The 18,677-nt window shown below is 62.9% G+C and carries 14 protein-coding genes, 1 tRNA gene and 1 other RNA gene; 9 read left to right on the top strand and 7 right to left on the bottom strand.

The genetic code is table 11. The annotated features are described in order from the left end of the window. Positions 1-37 precede the first annotated feature (37 nt). From rnpB to IWX88_RS07890, 4 genes are all read right to left on the bottom strand, one after another. Positions 38-426: RNase P RNA component class A (gene rnpB / locus IWX88_RS07905), an RNA gene on the bottom strand. A 59-nt stretch (positions 427-485) separates the two neighbouring features. After that, on the bottom strand, positions 486-1,226 hold the full coding sequence (locus IWX88_RS07900) for a zinc ribbon domain-containing protein (protein WP_231369041.1): 741 nt from the start codon (positions 1,224-1,226) through the stop codon (positions 486-488). A gap of 19 nt (positions 1,227-1,245) precedes the next feature. Continuing rightward, entirely contained in the window at positions 1,246-2,094 is an 849-nt protein-coding gene (locus IWX88_RS07895) for a Nif3-like dinuclear metal center hexameric protein (protein WP_196829063.1), read from the bottom strand. A gap of 75 nt (positions 2,095-2,169) precedes the next feature. Continuing rightward, positions 2,170-4,605, bottom strand: a complete 2,436-nt coding sequence (locus tag IWX88_RS07890; RefSeq protein WP_196829061.1) for a cytosine permease — start codon at positions 4,603-4,605, stop codon at positions 2,170-2,172. Positions 4,606-4,923: 318 nt separating this feature from the next. Between IWX88_RS07890 and IWX88_RS07885 the strand changes: the two genes are divergently transcribed. Then, positions 4,924-5,529: a hypothetical protein gene (locus IWX88_RS07885; protein WP_196829059.1), complete on the top strand. Its 606-nt coding sequence runs from the start codon at positions 4,924-4,926 to the stop codon at positions 5,527-5,529. Positions 5,530-5,568: 39 nt separating this feature from the next. Here IWX88_RS07885 and IWX88_RS07880 read toward each other — a convergent pair whose 3' ends face one another. After that, the gene (locus IWX88_RS07880) at positions 5,569-6,342 is read right to left on the bottom strand and encodes a hypothetical protein (protein WP_196829057.1); all 774 of its coding nucleotides are present in this window, start codon (positions 6,340-6,342) and stop codon (positions 5,569-5,571) included. Between the two features lie 123 nt (positions 6,343-6,465). On the opposite strand from IWX88_RS07880, the gene IWX88_RS07875 reads away from it, so the two are divergent. Next, a complete protein-coding gene (locus IWX88_RS07875; protein WP_196829055.1) occupies positions 6,466-8,589 on the top strand; it encodes a DUF262 domain-containing protein in 2,124 nt (707 codons plus the stop codon). 250 nt (positions 8,590-8,839) lie between these two features. On the opposite strand, the gene IWX88_RS07870 is transcribed toward IWX88_RS07875, so the two are convergent. Beyond that, positions 8,840-8,915 (bottom strand) — tRNA-Val (locus tag IWX88_RS07870). 152 nt (positions 8,916-9,067) lie between these two features. Continuing rightward, positions 9,068-9,541, bottom strand: a complete 474-nt coding sequence (locus IWX88_RS07865; RefSeq protein WP_196829052.1) for a peroxiredoxin — start codon at positions 9,539-9,541, stop codon at positions 9,068-9,070. A gap of 313 nt (positions 9,542-9,854) precedes the next feature. On the opposite strand from IWX88_RS07865, the gene aceE reads away from it, so the two are divergent. From aceE to IWX88_RS07830, 7 genes are all read left to right on the top strand, one after another. Next, complete coding sequence (gene aceE / locus IWX88_RS07860) at positions 9,855-12,581, top strand: pyruvate dehydrogenase (acetyl-transferring), homodimeric type (protein ID WP_196829050.1); 2,727 nt, start codon at positions 9,855-9,857, stop codon at positions 12,579-12,581. An 18-nt stretch (positions 12,582-12,599) separates the two neighbouring features. Continuing rightward, a complete protein-coding gene (locus tag IWX88_RS07855) occupies positions 12,600-13,799 on the top strand; it encodes a CdaR family transcriptional regulator (RefSeq protein ID WP_196829048.1) in 1,200 nt (399 codons plus the stop codon). Between the two features lie 93 nt (positions 13,800-13,892). After that, complete coding sequence (locus IWX88_RS07850) at positions 13,893-14,810, top strand: ACP S-malonyltransferase (RefSeq protein WP_196829046.1); 918 nt, start codon at positions 13,893-13,895, stop codon at positions 14,808-14,810. Continuing rightward, positions 14,807-15,811 carry a beta-ketoacyl-ACP synthase III gene (locus IWX88_RS07845; RefSeq protein ID WP_196829044.1) on the top strand — a complete coding sequence of 335 codons (1,005 nt, stop codon included), beginning with the start codon at positions 14,807-14,809 and terminating at the stop codon, positions 15,809-15,811. The genes IWX88_RS07850 and IWX88_RS07845 overlap by 4 nt, the downstream gene beginning before the upstream one ends. A 41-nt stretch (positions 15,812-15,852) precedes the next feature. After that, positions 15,853-16,101, top strand: coding sequence for an acyl carrier protein (locus IWX88_RS07840; RefSeq protein WP_196829042.1), 249 nt, complete (start codon positions 15,853-15,855; stop codon positions 16,099-16,101). Between the two features lie 127 nt (positions 16,102-16,228). Next, positions 16,229-17,464 carry a beta-ketoacyl synthase gene (locus IWX88_RS07835; RefSeq protein WP_196829040.1) on the top strand — a complete coding sequence of 412 codons (1,236 nt, stop codon included), beginning with the start codon at positions 16,229-16,231 and terminating at the stop codon, positions 17,462-17,464. After that, complete coding sequence (locus tag IWX88_RS07830) at positions 17,461-18,669, top strand: glycosyltransferase family 4 protein (RefSeq protein ID WP_196829038.1); 1,209 nt, start codon at positions 17,461-17,463, stop codon at positions 18,667-18,669. The genes IWX88_RS07835 and IWX88_RS07830 overlap by 4 nt, the downstream gene beginning before the upstream one ends. Positions 18,670-18,677 lie beyond the last annotated feature (8 nt).

Here is an 18,677-nt window from a genome sequence, read left to right as displayed (position 1 = left end):
ACAGCCCAAAGTCCGCGCCGGGAAAAGCCTCGAGGGGTGAATGGGCCGGCTGTTACGCCGGGTTCTGTCCCGACCCATCCGAAGATGCATCATCGACGGCCATCTATCTACGATGTACGTTGCCGCACACCTCTAGCGGTCTACCCGAAAACTGGACGAGCCGCCCGTAACGTTTTCTGTTCGACCTTGCTCCGGGCGAGGTTTACCCAGCCGACCCGATCACGCGGGCCGCTGGTGGTCTCTTACACCACCGTTTCACCCTTACCCCCAGTCCAGCCGATAAATCGGCCCAACCGGTGGCGGTCTGCTTTCTGTTGCACTTTCTCGCGGGTTACCCCGGGTGGGAATTACCCACCGCCCTGCTCTGTGGAGCCCGGACGTTCCTCGGTACCCCCGAGGGGATAACGCGACCGTCTTGCCGACCCATTCAACGTCACAGCTTAGCCGAGAGGCGTTGTACGGAAGGAGCGTGCGGTAGCGACGCGCTAGAGCCCGGATTCCCCCGTGCGCACAAGGATCGCGCTGCTCTCCGGGCAGATCACAACGTCGTCAGGGGCAGCAGAGCGAATCGCCGCCATGTCAAACTCGTTGAACTTGAGCCCGCTCGCCTCCGAGACTCCTCCCCTCAGCATGGATGCTCCCTGGCCGTAGCGGGCACGCTGGCGCTCGTAGAGCGCGAGGAGATCCTCGGGGAGTCTGCTCGCGATCATCGAACGATCCGCCGCCGAATCGGTGCGCTCGCTCGTGATCACTCCGAGTGCCTCATTCTTCTCAGCCACGACGCCGGCGATCATCTCCTGCACCCCGTCGTGTTTCGTCCGCAACTCGCGTGAAGCAGTTTCAAGCGCCTCCACCCGCTCCATCACCCCGAGCTCGAGATCCTCGAGTTCCATCCGACGACGGGTCAAACCGGCAAGCTCGCTCTCCAGCCCCGCAACATCCTTGACCGAGGTCGATACCTGCAGTCGATCGGTATCGCGGGTGATGCGGGCCTCGACCACGGCAACATCGGACTCGATGCGTCCGAGCTCCGTCTTGGTGTCCTCCAGAACGCCGGTCGCACTGATCGTCTCCACCCGCAGCGCTGTCGATTCGCTCTCCAGACCGGCTATCTTGGCCAGTTGCGGGAGCATTTTCGCCCGGTGATCGAGTTGCTGAATTCGCGTGTCGAGAGCTTGCAACTCAAGCAGCTTGGCTTGGTCGTTCGGACTGGCCTTCAGTGCCATGGGTGCCTCATTCGGTTGGTCATTGGACGATCGTGAAATCCCAGGGGTCGGTTCGCAGATCGCTCACCGTGACGATGACGCCGGGAAGTGCTAAGCGCAACTCGTCAGCCGCCACATCGAGCCACAGCCATTCGCTCGCCCAGTGCGACACATCGATGAGAGCCGGACCCCCAGCGACCTTGGCGTTCTCCCTCGACTCCGACGCCGGATGATGCCGCAGGTCGGAGGTGATGTAGACATCGGATGCGTGGACCGCAGCCTCCCCGAGAAGTGAATCGCCCGCTCCTGCGCACAGGGCGACCGTTGTGATTACGCGATCGTAATCTCCGGCAACGCGGATGCCCGATGCCGTCGCCGGCAGAATCTCAGCGAGCTGGCGGGCCAGTCTGCCGAGCGTGGTCGGCTCCGGGAGGCGACCGACTCGCCCGATACCGCGGGACGGCGCTTCGCCGACGGTGATCGGACGCGGATCAATCAGGCCGAGGTGCGCGGCAAGGACGGCCGAGGTGCCGGTCTCGACGACATCCGCATTGGTGTGGGCGGCAACCAGGGCGCATCCGCCGCGGATCAGTCGGGCGAGCACAGCGCCCTTGTAGCGATCCTCGGCAACAGTGGTCACGCCCCGCAGCAGCAGTGGATGGTGCACGAACAGGAGGTCGGCACCCGCGGCGACCGCTTCATCGGCCACATCCGGTACCGCGTCGACTGCGAGGTGAATTGAGATCACGGGGGCACCGGGATCGCCGCTGAGCAAGCCAGGTGCATCCCAGCTCGCTGCACCGGCAACCGGCCAGATCCGTTCAATGATGGCGCAGACATCCGCGACGGTAGATCCCGCGCTCGAAGCGACGGAAGCAGAAATGGACATCCGCCCATTGTAGTTTCGGAGCGGCTGGCCGTCGGTAACGAACCTCGCCGGCTGGTTATCTGCTGGCAATGGCGATCAGGTGCGCGACGCCTGCCGACGTTCCTGGCTGCGGATCGTCGAGATTCCAACGACGAACGGGGTGAGCAGTCCGAGAACGAGGCTCACCAAAACTCCGAGGTCTGTTGCTCCGAGCGGACTCGACAGCGGCACCCCGACCGCCGTGAACAGGTAGCCCTCCCAGGTGAGTCCCGGCAGCGAAGCAGACGTGAATCCCCATCCGATGACGGATGCCACACACAGCATCGAGAAGTTCCGCCAGTGGACGTCGGGATAGATTCCACCGCGCGCGAGCAGTGACCCGGAGTCAAAACGCCGACGGCGCAGGATCATCTCGGCAGAGAAGATCCCCGCCCAGGCAGCGACCGGAACCGCGAGAGTGGTGGCAAGGTCGCGAAACACCATGACGACGTTGTTGACGGTGAAGCCAAGAGCGATTGCGACGGCAAAAACAAGTAGTCCGACGATGACGGCCGCAACACTTCTCGTCACCTTCACACCGGTGGCCTCGAGGGCGAACCCACCCGAATAGATGCTCAGAATCACCCCGGACAGGAGACTGAGTACCGTGGCCGCGATCAGAGGCACCGGGTACCAACCGGGGAGCATCGCCGCGATAGTGTCGATCGGACTGCTACCGAGGCCCGCGGCGGTTGCGGTGCTCGACGCGGCGAGTAGGGTGCCGTAACCGATAAGGAGGAACGCGGGAACCGTCATCCCGAATGAGGCCCACAGCATCGATACCCCACCCGACGAGCTCGGACGCTGGTATCGGGCGAGATCTCCACTGCTGTTCGCCCAGACCAGCCCGACAAAGCTGAACACGAGCACAACCCCGGTCACCACAAGGACCACAGGACCGTCTGCCACGGTCAGAGCGGTCGAGATATCTACCGCTGGCCACGTGACGACACCGAGGGCGACGATGAGCACGGCAGAGAGAATGGCGAGCACCAACTGGATTCGCGCAAACAGCGCATAACCGAAGAATGCAACGCTCAACGCGAGGAGAAAACTCACGGCCATGACGATCACCATCAACTGCAATTCGGTCAGGGGTCCGGCGAGCCCGGCACGAACCAGAATGCGTGCAGTTGCCGCCGCGATCATCCAGAGCAGTACCGCACCCCAAAATAGGCGCGAGATCAGCGCGATCGTGGCCGGAAGAATGTTGCCGAAATGACCGAAGGTAGCGCGCGAGACGATCATCACCGGCTGACCGCTCCACTTGCCCGCTAGGGTGCCGAGGCCGAGCGGCAGGAACGAGATCGCCACACCAATGAAGACGGCGACCACTGCCTGTCGCAGACTCATTCCGAGGGAAAATATCGCTGCACCGAAAGCGATGCTCAGCACAGATGAATTTGCGGCGAACCAGAGCCAGAAGAGGCGCGATGCGCGCCCAACGCGCTGGTCGAGTGGGGTCGGCCGCGAGCCGCTGAGCTCCACAGCAAACACCCATTGGCGAGCAGAACGCACCTCGGCGAGCTCGATCGCGGCGGATTGGAGCCACGGATTCATCGTGCCAGGCGCACGCAGCCCGTCGCCCTCAGACAGATCGGCCCGCAACGACGTGGGCGCGACCGGTGGGTTGGCAGTGGGCGCATCGACAGCCGGTGGACCAACAGTGGGCGGAACACCACTGGATGGAAGCAACGGAGGCGGCACAACATTAAGCGCAGCAGAGTAGGGCTGCGGCTCGACGAGCTCAAATACCGGGGAGTGCGCAGCGACCGGATTGGATGGCTCGGGTGAGAGGGGAGCCGATGCAATCAGATCGTCGATTATTGGGGGAGGCGCATCCTGATCTTCGCGGGGTGTCTCCGCCTTCACGGACTGAACCCCCGCCTGGACAGCAGAGAGCCATCCCGATCGGCGGGCGGTCTCTACCTGCCCGGCCTCCGCGCGAGCACGCGCCTGCTCCGCATCGCGAATCGTCCGGCGGGTCGGCAGCGGCAATTCGCCGATCGGTGTGGTCGCCTTCCGGGTCAACACTCCCGGCTGACCGGAGATCAGCGGCAGATCCGCCGAATCGAGGGCGGGGTCCGGCGCAACTGCAGCGAGGCTGGGAGCAACCCTCACCACCGACGGGATGCTGAAGGGGGAGATGATCGCGATCGCGCCAGTCAGCCCAAGCCGCTCGGCCTCATCCGCCATTGCCGTGGCGAGCGCATCATCGTCGTAATGCTCGAACTCCTCGGTCGAGTTGGTCACCCTGTTCGACCTGGTTGACTGCGCCGGTGCGCCGGCCGGTGCGGCAGCGGCAGTGTCAGCGGCAGTGTCGGCGGCAGTGTCGGCGGCAGTGTCAGCGGCAGTGTCAGCGGCAGTGTCGGCGGCAGTGTCGGCGGCAGTGTCAGCGGCAGTGTCAGCGGCAGTGTCAGCGGCAGTGTCAGCGGCAGTGTCAGCGGCGGTGTCAGCGCCGGTGTCAGCGCCGTGCCCATGCCCAGCTTCCATGCCCCATACGATACGGGTTCGGTGTCATTTATCGGGGTGACGGGCCGCAGCTGGCCGCGCGACTGCCTAAATGCAGCGCGGGGGTGGGGCAACAGTCGCCGGGCGCTCCCCACCGTCGCAGCTGCGACTGCCGCGCAGGGCACTCTGGTAACGTCGGCGCTGATTCGCCGGTAGCTTCACCATCAGTCGCCAGCACGTCACTCTCCTATGATCCCTTCGCGCCAGCCCTCATCCTCCCGCCGCGCTAGAGAGCTGCCCCGTCGCACGATTCGCGCAGCGCAGCCAGGTGGGACGGCACAAACATCGCGCCGCTCACCCTTGGCTATTGCGGCATCCATTGGAGCCTTCGCGCTCATTGCCACCTTCGCCATCGCTCCGCCAGCAACGCCGGACGCCGCCGGGCAGCTCGCGCTCTACATCGCCGCTCATCCGCAGACACTCAGCGTCTCGGAGCGTGTATCGCTCCAAGACGGAACCCGTGACGGCTACTCTGCGACAGCGGGGGTCGAATCCCTCGCGGCAACCGGCACGAATTACGCCTGGGCAAAACTGGTGATGCTCTCCGGTGGGTGGCCACAGTCCGAAGCAAATATCACCGTGATGGTGCGCTGGATGCGGCAGGAAAACGGCACCGATGACTGGTGGAACCGCAATAATCCCATGAACAACGGCTACGGCTCTGGCGGTGGCGGTGGACTGGGAAGCTACGACTCCCTCGTGACCGCAGCCCAGAAAGCCGCCGAGAACCTGCAGCGTAATCCATCATTTTCGACGATCGTGAGTGCCTTCGCAGCGTCGGCACCCACGAACATCACCGAGCAGGCCATCTGGGCGTCCCCTTGGGCCTCAAGCCACTACGGCAACGGGTCACGCTGGCACACGTCACCGGTACCGGAGATTACGGCACCGGTGAGCGCGTGGTGAGCGCGTGGTGAGCTCGAACGTGTACCAGCGTGCCGCGGATCAGGCCTCGCTCATTGCCGTCTTCTCGGCCTGACCCTTGGCCGCATAGAAGGCTGCCCGTGCGGCGATGCGACGGGCCTGCTCAGCCTGTCCGGCATCCAGGACATCCTGCGGGACCTCAACATTGGGAACGCGGCTGACGCCATTGTGCTTTTCCATGTAGGCGTCGAGCTCAGGTCCGGACTCCCATGACGTGATGAGGCAGTAGCGGGCGTCGGCACCGGTGTGTGTTGCGGCGTGCCACAGGCGCTGGGTGTCGATGATCAGCTGGGCACCAGCGGGGAGGGCGATGCGGTATTCGACGCTCGGATCGGTGCGGTTCTCGCGCAATACAAAGAAGCTGTCGGCGTCATCCGTGAGGTTGAAAAATCCGCGAACCACCCAGCCGGTACCATCCGGATTGAGACGGTTGTTGTCATCCTGATGCAGGTTGTACAGGGTGTCCGAATACTCGTTGGGCTGGAGTTCGATAACGCGGCATCGTCCCACATTCGCACCCGGCTCCATGGCACGGCGTACGAGATTTGGCGCCTTCTCGACTTGGGACGGGATCCAGACGCCGTCCTTGTCGGTGCGTGGCGGCGTGTGGTTCCAGAAGCCATTGACTTCGATCTCACCCTGCGCACTCGCAAGCGGTGCGAATTGGGTTTCACCGGACGACTTCCAGTCGACATACTCGATCTCACGCCATTCCTGGGGATCGAGCTCTTGGTTATAGCGGTCGAGTACGACATAGCCGGTCTCGTCGAGAGCAGCGGATTTGATGTAACCCATGATGCGGATCATGACCTTTCGTAAGGGGCCAGCACGTTTTCACAGACCCAACTTAGGTAAGCCTAACATTTGATATTTTGGAGGCTCAAATCGCACTCGAGTGCGAATAAACTTGGGCCAATCATGGGAACTGCCACGAATATCGAAGCGACCGCTGTCAATACAATCGCCTGGCTCTCGGCCGCAGACACGACGATCGTGGTGCCGGTCTACCAGCGCCAGTATCGCTGGGACATCGGAGCGTGCGAGCAACTGCTGGCCGACATCCGGGCCGTTGCCGATGCCACTCACACGGGAGCCGACACGGGCATCGACACGGGCACTGACACGGGCATCGACACGGGCGCCGACACGGGTCGACCTCACATGCACTTCATCGGGTCGATCCTGTCCTCTGCGAGCACTGAGCCCTCCCCCGGCACCGAGCGGGGCGCCTCCGAGCTTGTGCTCATCGACGGCCAACAGCGCATCACGACGCTCATGCTCTTGATCGCAGCACTCCACCACAGCGTGCTCACTGATTCGGCGCTCGCCGCCGACCCTGCGCTGTCCGCCAATCTTGAAAAAGTATTGGTCAGTCAGGCTGACCGCGCGCGCACCAAGCTTCGGCCGCATCGCGCCTGGGCCGAAATCTTCGAGAGTGTCGTACTCGGGGGGCGCCTCCCGGATGCCGACTCTCACGACTCCCGCTTCGACGATAACTACGCCTTCTTTCGCAGCCAGGTTCCGGCGTCAGAGGTGGTGCGCATCTGGACCGGGCTGCAGCGCCTCGAACATGTCGCGATCACCCTCGGCGCCGATGCGAATGCCCAGCAGATCTTCGAGAGCCTCAACTCCACTGGCGAACCATTGCGCGATCACGAGTTGATTCACAACTACGTGCTAATGGGGATGTCACATGCCGAGCAAAGTGAGATCGAAGATACCTACTGGGTGCCGATCGAGCAGAATACCGACGATGCCATCGCCGGGTTCTGGCGTCACTACCTGGTGTTGACGACCGGGCGCGAGGTAGACGCTACGGACGGGCGAGGTGTCTATGACGCCTTTCGGCAGCGCTTTCCTCGACTCGACCTCGAGAGCCTGCGCCGGCATGCCGCCGAGTGGAGGGGGTATTCCGAGATCTACCGGATTCTGCTGCACCCGGAGCTCGCTGATGACGCGGAAGTGAGCCGCCAGCTCGCGTTCACCAACACGTTCGGCCGGGGAATGTATCCGCTCGTCATGCGCGCGTACCGCGAATATGCGGGTGACGCGAAGGCGAGCACCCTGATCGACACTCTGAAACTCGTGCAGTCGCTGCTGCTGCGACGCACGATCGTCGGGCTGGACAACGACCGACTGGTCGGGCGCCTGTGCCGGGCAGGCGAGGCCGGAGCGGATGCCCTCACCGCGGCGATCGCCCGGATCACCCCCTCCGACGCACGCATCAGAGTGGCCCTCAAATACGGAGATCTTCCACATGCCCGCTATGTTCTCGGCCGACTCGCTGGGGCGGACGGCACCCTCAAATTAGACGGCGGCCCGGAGCTTGATGTCGACAACATCTTCCCGCTGGCACCAGCCGATACCTGGAGCGGTGATGGGATCCGCGCCTGGGCGGACTATTCCGACGACGAACAGAACAGCCACCGCGCCCTCGCAGCTACGCTGGGCAATCTCGCCCTCGTGGAGGCGTCATCCGCCGAGAGAGCACTCGGTGCTTCTTTCTCCGCGAAACGGACCTTGTATGCGATGAGCGCAATTCCGGGGACCCGCGCGCTCACCGACGTCCCGGTCTGGGGAACAGCGGCGATCGCCGAGCGAACCACGGAGCTCACTGTCGATTTTCTTGCTCTCTGGGCCCGCCCGGTGGCGGTGGGTATCGACGACGACGGGCTCACGCCGATCCTTGACGCGCAACGGCGACGCGGATGGCCACGTGGCTGGCAGCGGGAGTTCGAGTATGTCGAGTACCGCGGCGAGCACTGGGAGGTTTACGACGTCAAGTCCCTGTTCACCCGCATTTTCACGCGCCTCTGGGCGGATGCTCGCGCCGATGTAGTCGCATTCAGCGCCCGCCGCGGCGGTCCGATCTTCGACGCGCAGGCGTGGAACGGCCAGTGGTGCGCGCTGGACGAATCACACTTCCTCTACTTGGGCTGGGACTCGAAGTACATGTTGACCGCCGTGCAGGGCGCGCTCGCTGAATCGGGCATCGCGGCCGAGGTATTCGTGAAGTACTCGTACAGCGGGGCGTTGATGTAGCAGAAGCATGACGCGCATAGAGGATGGTGGCAAAGGGCGCAAAAATCACAGCCGGGTGATTGGGAACCATCGCGACATGGTCATCCTCGGGCGTTAGCCCGATTATCAATGTGCTGGGCATGCGCACACCGGTGGTCGTGTGCCACGGTGCGACAGGACCCGACTCAACGAATCCACGCACCGACACCCTGAGCTTCACAACGTGTCTGAGTTCTGTGGAGGCTCGCTGGATTTCTCGGCCACGCGATTATGGTGGGCCCTACCGGGCTCGAACCGATGACATCCACGGTGTAAACGTGGCGCTCTACCAACTGAGCTAAAGGCCCGCAGCGCGCACCCGTCAGGACATTTGCGGCGAACCCATATCGTACAGGCATCTGCGCCGCCCGCACGTCGCGGCAGGCTTGCGCTCCCACCGCGCGGGTGGCCCGCACTGTCGCCACGGGACAGACCCACCCGCGGGCAGATCAGACCGGCTTTAGACGGTGATGGGCGCAAGTTCGGCGAGCGCCTCGCGATAGGCAGCAATCGAGCGCGCCTCACCGGGAGCCGTGACAAAACTGGCTCGGATGATTCCATTTGTGTCGATGAGAAAACTCGCGCGGTTCGCGAAGCCCTTCTCGGGAAGGAAGACCCCATACTCCTTGGCGACCGCCCCATGGGGCCAAAAGTCCGCAAGAAGGTTGAAGTCGTAGCCGTCCGCTTCGGCGAAGGCCCGGAGGGTGGCTTTGGAATCAACTGACACGCCCAACAACTCGATGCTCTTGTCCCTGAAGAGCGAGAGGTTGTCGCGCAGCTCGCACAGTTCGCTCGTGCAAGTACTCGAAAAGGCGAGGGGGAAGAACACGAGAGCAACGGGCTTCCTGTGGCGGAAGTCGCTCAGTCTGATGTGCTCCCCGAATTGATTCGGGAGTTCAAAGTCGGGCGCCTGGGTGTCATTTTCCAGAGCCATGTGCAGTTCCTATCCTCCGGAAGACGTAAACGTGCGGTAAACACGATCTGTAAGCATACGCCCGAGAGCGGCGTTCCTGCACGGATGCGACCTTCCGTTTGCTCCACTGACGGCGAACACGAGGTGCAGCTATCTGCTTGGCGGCCGACAGTCGACATTTGGTTGGACACAGTCACGACGATCAGCAACCGTGCGCGGGAGCTGGCAGCTCCGAGAACTAGACTTGCCAAGGCCCTTAATCCCGGCGATGGTCGCAACCCGATCGTCACCCAGAGAGCCACGTATTGCCCACGGAAAAGATGCGAGGTCGACGTTGTCAGTAAACGACCAGGACCCCTACTCGGTGAATCACACCGACCAGGACCCTGAGGAAACCGCCGAATGGCAGGAATCCCTTGATGCGCTGGTAGCAGCGCAAGGCCACGAACGCGGGCGAGAGATAATGCTCAGCTTGCTCAAGCGGTCGAAAGAACTTCATCTCGGGGTGCCGATGGTTCCGACCACCGACTACCTCAATACGATCGCCCCGGAGAACGAGCCCGAATTCCCGGGCGATGAAGATCTCGAGCGCAGGTACCGCGCATGGTTGCGTTGGAACGCCGCCATCATGGTGCACCGCGCTCAACGACCCGGCATCTCTGTCGGTGGGCACATCTCCACCTATGCCGGATCTGCCACCCTCTACGAGGTCGGCAACAACCATTTCTTCCGCGGCCACGATCACGTGGGTGGCGGCGACCAGATCTTCTACCAGGGTCACGCCTCCCCCGGTATGTACGCCCGCGCCTTCCTGGAGGGCCGGCTCTCGACCGACCAGCTGGACGGATTCCGACAGGAGAAGTCCCACCGCGGTGGCGGGCTGTCGTCCTATCCTCATCCCCGTCTCATGCCGGACTTCTGGCAGTTCCCCACCGTATCGATGGGACTCGGGCCGATCAACGCGGTCTACCAGGCCCAGTCGAACAAGTACCTCACCAACCGCGGCATCACAGATGCCTCAGACAGCCAGGTCTGGGCTTTCCTCGGCGACGGTGAAATGGATGAAGTGGAGAGCCGCGGAGCACTCCAGCTTGCGGCGAACGACGGTCTCGACAATCTGAATTTCGTGATCAACTGCAACCTGCAGCGCCTTGACGGACCCGTGCGCGGCAACGGAAAGATAATCCAGGAGCTGGAAAGCTTCTTCCGCGGTGCCGGCTGGAACGTCATCAAGGTGATCTGGGGACGCGAGTGGGATGACCTGCTCGCACGCGATTCGGAGGGTGCGCTTCGCGACCTCATGAATCGAACCCCCGACGGCGATTACCAGACCTACAAGGCCGAGAGTGGCGCCTATGTGCGCGAGAACTTCTTCGGACGTGACCCTCGCACACTCGAGATGGTCAAAGACTACACAGACGACCAGGTCTGGGGGCTCAAGCGCGGTGGTCATGACTATCGCAAGGTGTACGCGGCCTTCAAGGCGGCATCCGAGCACAAGGGCCAGCCCACGGTGATCCTCACCAAGACGGTGAAGGGGTACGGCCTCGGCCCGTCATTCGAGGGACGCAACGCGACCCACCAGATGAAGAAACTCACGCTCGACAACCTGAAGCAGTTTCGGGATGCGATGCGCATCCCGATCACGGATGCCGTGCTCGAGGAAAATCCGTACCTTCCCCCCTACTACCACCCGGGTGAGGATGACGAGGCGATCCAGTACATCCGAGAGCGTCGTGCCGCCCTCGGTGGCTACCTGCCCGAGAGGCGCACCCGACACGTGCCCATCAGCCTGCCGGACGAGTCTGCCTATGCGGTAGCAAAGAAGGGTTCCGGCAAGCAGGAGATCGCCACCACAATGGCCTTCGCCCGCCTGCTCAAGGACCTTCTCAGATCCAAGGACTTCGGTCACCGGATTGTTCCGATCATCCCGGATGAGGCCCGTACCTTCGGCATGGACGCCTACTTCCCCACCGCGAAGATCTACAACCCGAGCGGGCAGCAGTACACCTCGGTCGACCGCGAACAGCTGTTGGCTTACAAGGAAAGCCCGCAGGGTCAGATTCTGCACGTTGGCATCAACGAAGCGGGCGGCTTCGCAGCATTCACTGCGGCTGGTACGTCTTACGCGACACACGGTGAGCCGCTGATCCCGGTCTACGTCTTTTACTCGATGTTCGGATTCCAACGCACGGGCGATGCGATGTGGGCCGCCGGCGACCAGATGGCACGCGGCTTCATCGTCGGTGCCACTGCGGGACGCACCACGCTCACGGGTGAGGGACTGCAGCACGCCGACGGTCACTCGATCCTCCTCGCCTCCACCAACCAGGCCGTCATCTCCTATGACGCCGCGTACGGCTACGAGCTCGGACACATCGTCAAGGATGGGCTCGATCGCATGTACGGCGGCTCGCACCCGAACCCGAACGTCATGTATTACCTCACGGTGTACAACGAGCCGATGGTGCAGCCGGCAGAGCCGGAAGACCTCGACATTGAGGGGCTGCTTCAGGGCATTTACCGGTTGAACAGCAGCGCGGTGCAGGGACCGAAGGCACAGTTGCTCGCCTCCGGTGTCGCAGTGCCATGGGCTCTCGAGGCTCAACAGCTACTCGCCGAGGACTGGGGAGTGTCAGCGGATGTCTGGTCCGTGACCTCCTGGACCGAACTGCGCCGTGACGGTCTCGCTGCCGTGGAACAGAACTTCCTCAACCCCAACGCCGAAAAGCGCGTGCCGTATGTCACGCAGAAGCTCGCCGGTGCCGAGGGTCCATTCGTTGCGGTCACCGACTTCATGCATGCGGTGCCCGACCAGATTCGCGCCTATATTCCGGGAGACTTTGCAACCCTCGGGGCCGACGACTTCGGCTTCTCTGACACGCGTGCCGCGGCCCGCCGTTTCTTCAAGATCGATGGCCCATCGCTCGTGGTGCGCACACTCGAATTGCTGGTGGCCCAGGGGAAAATTCACCCTGGCATCCCGCAGCAGGCGATCGAGCGGTATCGCCTTCATGATGTGACGGCCGGAACGACGGGCACGGCGGGCGGCGAGAGCTAGCACAGCGCTGGCGACGACATGGCACCCGCGGTCAAGACCAAGGAACAGACGCTCGCCTGGCTTCGGGCGATCTCGGGTGAGCTCGCCACCGCGACCCTCAAACGGCTCGACGACACGCTCTCCTGGTACGGCGAAATGCCGCCGGGCCGGCGGTCGGCGGTCGGATTGGTCGCGCAGGCCGGCATCACCTCTTTCATCCACTGGTTCGATGACCCCACCTCGACACCCTGGATTGCGGCGGATGTTTTCGGCGCGGCTCCCCGCGAACTGCTGCGCTCCGTGAGCCTCACGCAGACCCTTCAACTCATCCGGGTGACGGTGGAAGTGGTCGAAGACCGCGTCAAGGGCTCCGATGAGACGGTGCGCGAGGCGATACTGCTCTACTCACGGGAGATCGCTTTTGCCGCAGCAGATGTCTACGCCCGCGCGGCCGAGGCCCGTGGACTGTGGGATGCCCGACTCGAAGCTCTCGTCGTCGACTCGATTCTCAGCGGTGAATACGATGACGAGCTGCCATCGCGTATCGCGGCGCTTGGGTGGCACGGGCACGGCGAGGTATCCGTTCTCGTCGGCACGGCACCGAAGATGCTCGATGTCGACATGTTGCGACGTACCGCTCGGCACCTCGACGCCGATGTTCTGATCGGAGTTCAGGGCAACCGGCTCGTCCTGGTAATCGGGCGCGCGCATCCCACTCCCCAGGAGGGTGAACCCACCAATACCAGGCTCATGCCGTTCCTCGAGATTGCGTCGGCGCTCGAGCCGGGATTCGGTGACGGACACCTCGTTCTCGGTCACCAGGTGCCCTCCCTGGTTGAGGCATCCCGCAGCGCCAAAGCCGCACTCGCCGGTTTTGCGGTAGCCCGCTCCTGGCGAAACGCCCCGCGACCGACCCTCGCTGATGACCTCCTCCCCGAGCGGGCGCTTGCGGGTGACGCCCTTGCGCGGGCGACACTCATCAACCGCATTTACAAACCGCTGCAGGCACACTCCACGGAACTTCTCACAACGCTGTGGTGCTATCTCGACAATGGTCGCTCACTCGAAGCCACCGCCCGCGAACTGTTCGTGCACCCGAACACCGTACGGTACCGACTCAAGCGCGTTTCCGAGGTGATCGGATGGGATGCCACGGGCGCCCGCGAGTCTCTTATTCTGCAGGCAGCTCTCATCATCGGGTCAATAGCCGAGCCAGACAGTCCGGGGCGCCGTCGTTGAGGGGTGCGGTCCAGTGGAACTCACTAAGAAGCGACGTAATTCTTGGTGGATCACTACAAGCGGTGGCCACTGTGCTCACGGCAGACTGGGCTGGTGATTGTCGTTGTGTGTCCCGGGCAGGGTTCTCAAACCCCGGGCTTCCTCTCCCCTTGGCTTTCTGAACCCCGCTTCGCGGACCACCTGTCCGTGCTGTCAGAGGCCGCGGGCATCGATCTCGCACTGCATGGCACAACCTCTGACGCCGAAACGATTCGCAACACGGCCGTCGCCCAGCCCCTTATCGTCGCTGCGGGAATCCTCACTCTCGCAGCCCTACTCGAGGGGCGCCGTGGGCAGATTGGCGGCGTTGCCGGACATTCGGTTGGCGAGATCACTGCTGCTACAGCCGCTGGAATCCTCAGTGAGACGGATGCGATGACCCTGGTACGCGAACGAGGATCGGCCATGGCACACGCCGCAGCCCTGACACCGACCGGGATGAGCGCGGTCATCGGAGGTGCGGAAGAGGAGCTGCTGGCACAACTCACCGAGCTTGGACTCGAGCCAGCGAACTTCAACGGCGGCGGGCAAATCGTGGTTGCCGGCGCCCTCGACGGGCTGATGGCACTCAAGGACACTCCGCCGGCCGGGGCACGGGTCATCCCGCTCCAGGTCGCGGGAGCATTCCACACCCGGTATATGTCGCCGGCCGTCGCTCATCTGGCTAACGTTGCTTCGGGCATCCGCACCTGCGATCCGGCACTGACAATCTGGAGTAACCGAGACGGTACTGTCGTATCGAATGGGGCCACATTCATAGACCTCCTCGTCGGGCAGGTTTCGTCCCCTGTACGGTGGGATAAGACAATGGACGCGTTCGCATCAGCTGGAGTAACCGGTCTGATAGAGATCGCACCGGCAGGCGCCCTGGTGGGCCTGGCGAAGCGCGGCCTCAAGGGAGTGCCTGCGGTGGCCGTCAAGACGCCCGACGATCTCGCTGCGGCATTCGACCTGATTGACGGGAAATCATGAGCCACCCCATCCTGAACCAAACCCACGGTGCGCAATTCACCCGCATCTATAGCTACGGGGCGGCGCGCGGCGACTTGATTGTGCCCAACGACGAACTGATCGGCCCGATCGATTCCAGTGACGAGTGGATTCAGCAGCGCACGGGAATCATCACCCGCACGCGTGCCTCAGCCGGAATCCTCGCAGTGGACCTCGCCACGGATGCTGCCCGCGAAGCCATCGAAAAATCCGGTGTCACCGCCGATCTGATCGATCTGGTGATCATCGCAACCATCAGTAACGTGCAACAGAGTCCATCGATGGCCGCAGTAGTGGCGGATCGAGTCGGATCCAACCCGGCAGCGGCCTACGACACCAATGCCGCCTGCGCCGGATTCAGTTATGCGGTTACCCAGGCCGATGCGCTCATCCGCTCCGGTGCCGCACACTACGCGCTGGTGATCGGCGCCGAAAAGCTTTCTGACGTTGTCGACCCCACCGATCGCTCCATTTCATTCCTGCTCGGCGACGGGGCAGGGGCCGTGGTCATCGGACCGAGCGACACCCCCGGTATCGCTCCAGCGGTCTGGGGATCGGACGGCTCTAAGGCGGATGCCGTCGGCATGAACTCAACGCTCACCAACTTCCGCGACGGAAACACCGAGTGGCCGACACTGCGTCAGGAGGGCCAAACCGTCTTCCGGTGGGCTGTCTGGGACATGGCCAAAGTCGCCAAGCAGGCACTGGATGCCGCGGGGATCACTGCGGCGGACCTCGCCGCGTTCATCCCCCACCAGGCCAATATGCGCATCATCGATGAATTCGCCAAGCAGCTCAAGCTGCCAGAGTCCGTGATGATCGCGCGTGATGTCGCCACGACCGGCAACACCTCAGCTGCATCGATACCCCTCGCAACTCACCGGCTGCTCGCCGAACATCCGGAACTCAGCGGCGGTCTCGCCCTGCAGATCGGATTCGGCGCCGGGCTGGTCTTCGGAGCTCAGGTCGTTGTGCTCCCGTAAGATAATCAACGGTCAAACGACACCCCCAAGGAGATAACACAATGGCATTGTCCACCGAAGAAGTACTGGCAGGTCTCGCCGAGCTCATCAATGACGAAACCGGTATCGCCACCGATTCGGTGGAACTGGGCAAGTCGTTCACCGACGACCTCGACATCGACTCGATCTCAATGATGACCATCGTCGTCAATGCCGAAGAGAAGTTCGACGTGAAGATCCCGGACGAAGAGGTAAAGAACCTCAAGTCCGTCGGTGACGCCGTGAGCTTCATCGTCGCCGCCCAGGCCTAGTACCACCGGGTTCAAGAACACGGGCCCGCTGGGCTCATCAACGCGGCCGGCCAGGCCAGACCCGTTCAGGACTGGCCGTGCCCGTTGGGCCACGCCATCCGCGTCTATTCACCAGAGAGTTGCCGCCATGACCAAGAAAATCGTTGTCACCGGAATCGGTGCGAGTTCGCCGCTTGGCGGCACCGCCCCCGAATCTTGGGCTGCCCTCCTCGCCGGTGAGTCTGGAGTGCATACGCTGACCCACGAGTGGGTTGCACAGTACGAGCTTCCTGTTACCTTCGCCGCCGAGGCCAAGGTGCGACCGGAAGATGTGTTGACCCGCCAGGAGACCAAGCGGCTTGATCCGTCCTCGCAGTTCGCCCTCATCTCGGCACGCGAGGCGTGGGCGGATGCCGGTGAGCCGGAGGTTGCCCCCGAGCGCTTCGGTGTGGACTACGCGACCGGCATCGGCGGGCTCTGGAGCCTCCTCGACGCCTGGGATACCCTTCGCGAAAAGGGTGCACGTAGGGTGCTGCCGATGACAGTTCCGATGCTCATGCCGAATGCGGCATCCGCTGCGATCTCGATGGCGCTGCACGCGCGAGCCTTCGCCCACACTGTGGCTTCGGCCTGCGCATCGAGCACAGAGTCGATTTATAACGCGTATACCAACCTCCAGCTCGGCCTCGCCGACGTGATCATCGCGGGGGGCACGGAGTCCGCAATCCATCCGATCACCCTCGCATCGTTCTCCTCGATGCAAGCCCTCTCCCGTCGCAATGACTCCCCCGAGACTGCTTCGCGCCCCTACAACATCGACCGCGACGGCTTCGTCATGGGAGAGGGTGCCGGAAGCATCGTCATGGAGACAGAGGAGCACGCGCTCGCTCGTGGTGCCCACATCTACGCGGAGGTTGCCGGCGGTGGGATTACCGCAGACTCCTACCACATCACGGCTAACGATCCAGAGGGTCGTGGGGCATCCAGGGCGATCACTCTCGCACTCACCCAGGCTGGCGCGGTTCCTGAAGAGGTCAGTCACATCAACGCTCACGCGACAAGCACGCCGATCGGCGACATTGCCGAATATGCGGCGCTGAGAGCAGCGCTCGGAGACCGCGTCCACAGTATCCCGGTCTCCGCCACCAAAGGTGCGACCGGACACCTGCTCGGCGGCACGGGTGCACTCGAGGCGATCTTCACGATCCTGGCGATCCGTGATCGCGTCGCTCCCCCGACGATCAACCTGACCGAGCAGGATCCTGATATCCCACTCGACGTCGTCACCACAGCCCGTCCACTCGGCGACGGACCACTGCTCGCCATCAGCAACTCCTTCGGCTTCGGCGGCCACAACGCCGTTCTGGCTTTCCGGAGCGTATGACCGGGCCGGATAACCCACTGAAGATAGCGATCGTCAGCGACTACTACTTCGACTACGTCGGAGGTGCCCAGACCTCCATGCGGCAACAAAAGCTCGCGCTCGAACGGGCCGGCCATACCGTGCTGATTATCTCTCCCGCTCGCGGTATTGGGGGAGCACGGTACCAGCGAACTGCTGACGGCCTGCAGGTGAGGCCACTATTTCGGTTACCGGCGCTCGATCTTGCGGTGATGCCCAACACGGCCCGCAGTGTTGGTGTGCTCGAAGAATACTTGCGGGCGGAGCGGGTCGATATCGTACACGTTCAGACCGAATTCGGTCTGGCTCATACGGCAACTGGCGCGGCTGCCAGTATCGGAATCCCGCTCATTCACACCGTGCACAGCCTGTACTGGGCAAGCGAGGGCACGCCGCAGGCTTCCGTTGCCTGGTTTATTCGCTGGGCACTCGGGCGGGTAATTGGCACGAGAATTCCGAATATCCTGTTCACCCCTCGCCCCACCGACAATGTGCTTCGCAACTTGGTGATCGCAATGGCACGGCGTTCCAAGCAGGTGGTATCGCCATCAAAACACCAGGCCGAGGATCTCGCCGCCGCCGGAGTCGCGGGAAACATCTCGGTGATACCCAACCCGATATCCACGATGGATGTCGAATCGAACACTCTCACGATCGAGCAAGCGCGGCGCCCAAACTTCCTTTGGGTAGCACGCTGCGAACCGGTCAAGCGGCCCCTGCACTTCGCGCGAGCGGTCATCATCGCGCTTGCACGCACTAACAACGGTTTCAGCGTGGACTTTGTCGGTGAGGGATCAGACTTCGCTGCCCTGAAGAAGCTCGCCACCGACCACCCCGAGATCACAGTTCACGGAGCCCTTCCCCATGATGACGTGCTCGCTCTAATGGATGCCTCAGCCGCGATCGCTCTCACTTCGCTCGGATTCGACAACCAGCCGATGACCATCGCAGAGGCGGTCAGTCGTGAACGTGGAGTGCTGTACTGCGACCCAAAGCTCACCGAGGGACTTCTTCACTCGGGCTATCGGTCTCAGACGGCGGATGATGCGGGACTGGCCGACGCGATAGTGGCGCTCGTCGAAGATCCCTCGCTGCTCGTGACCCTCTCTCGAGGCGCTCTCATTGATCGTGAGTTGTTCTCACCGACAAACTATGCGGACCGCATCGTCGAGGTCTACCGCAGGTAGGCGGTACA

It is taken from the genome of Frigoribacterium sp. CG_9.8 (assembly GCF_015751965.1).
Lineage (GTDB): Bacteria > Actinomycetota > Actinomycetes > Actinomycetales > Microbacteriaceae > Lacisediminihabitans.
Note: the sequence above shows the minus strand (reverse complement) of the source record. Positions and strands in the feature narration are given on the sequence as shown.

What these genes read in the sequence shown, in the direction of transcription:
- IWX88_RS07900 (WP_231369041.1), bottom strand. Translation starts at nt 1,226, where the DNA reads ATGGCACTGAAGGCCAGTCCGAACGACCAAGCCAAGCTGCTTGAGTTG.
- IWX88_RS07895 (WP_196829063.1), bottom strand. Translation starts at nt 2,094, where the DNA reads ATGTCCATTTCTGCTTCCGTCGCTTCGAGCGCGGGATCTACCGTCGCG.
- IWX88_RS07890 (WP_196829061.1), bottom strand. Translation starts at nt 4,605, where the DNA reads ATGGAAGCTGGGCATGGGCACGGCGCTGACACCGGCGCTGACACCGCC.
- IWX88_RS07880 (WP_196829057.1), bottom strand. Translation starts at nt 6,342, where the DNA reads ATGGGTTACATCAAATCCGCTGCTCTCGACGAGACCGGCTATGTCGTA.
- IWX88_RS07875 (WP_196829055.1), top strand. Translation starts at nt 6,466, where the DNA reads ATGGGAACTGCCACGAATATCGAAGCGACCGCTGTCAATACAATCGCC.
- IWX88_RS07865 (WP_196829052.1), bottom strand. Translation starts at nt 9,541, where the DNA reads ATGGCTCTGGAAAATGACACCCAGGCGCCCGACTTTGAACTCCCGAAT.
- IWX88_RS07855 (WP_196829048.1), top strand. Translation starts at nt 12,600, where the DNA reads ATGGCACCCGCGGTCAAGACCAAGGAACAGACGCTCGCCTGGCTTCGG.
- IWX88_RS07845 (WP_196829044.1), top strand. Translation starts at nt 14,807, where the DNA reads ATGAGCCACCCCATCCTGAACCAAACCCACGGTGCGCAATTCACCCGC.
- IWX88_RS07840 (WP_196829042.1), top strand. Translation starts at nt 15,853, where the DNA reads ATGGCATTGTCCACCGAAGAAGTACTGGCAGGTCTCGCCGAGCTCATC.
- IWX88_RS07835 (WP_196829040.1), top strand. Translation starts at nt 16,229, where the DNA reads ATGACCAAGAAAATCGTTGTCACCGGAATCGGTGCGAGTTCGCCGCTT.
- IWX88_RS07830 (WP_196829038.1), top strand. Translation starts at nt 17,461, where the DNA reads ATGACCGGGCCGGATAACCCACTGAAGATAGCGATCGTCAGCGACTAC.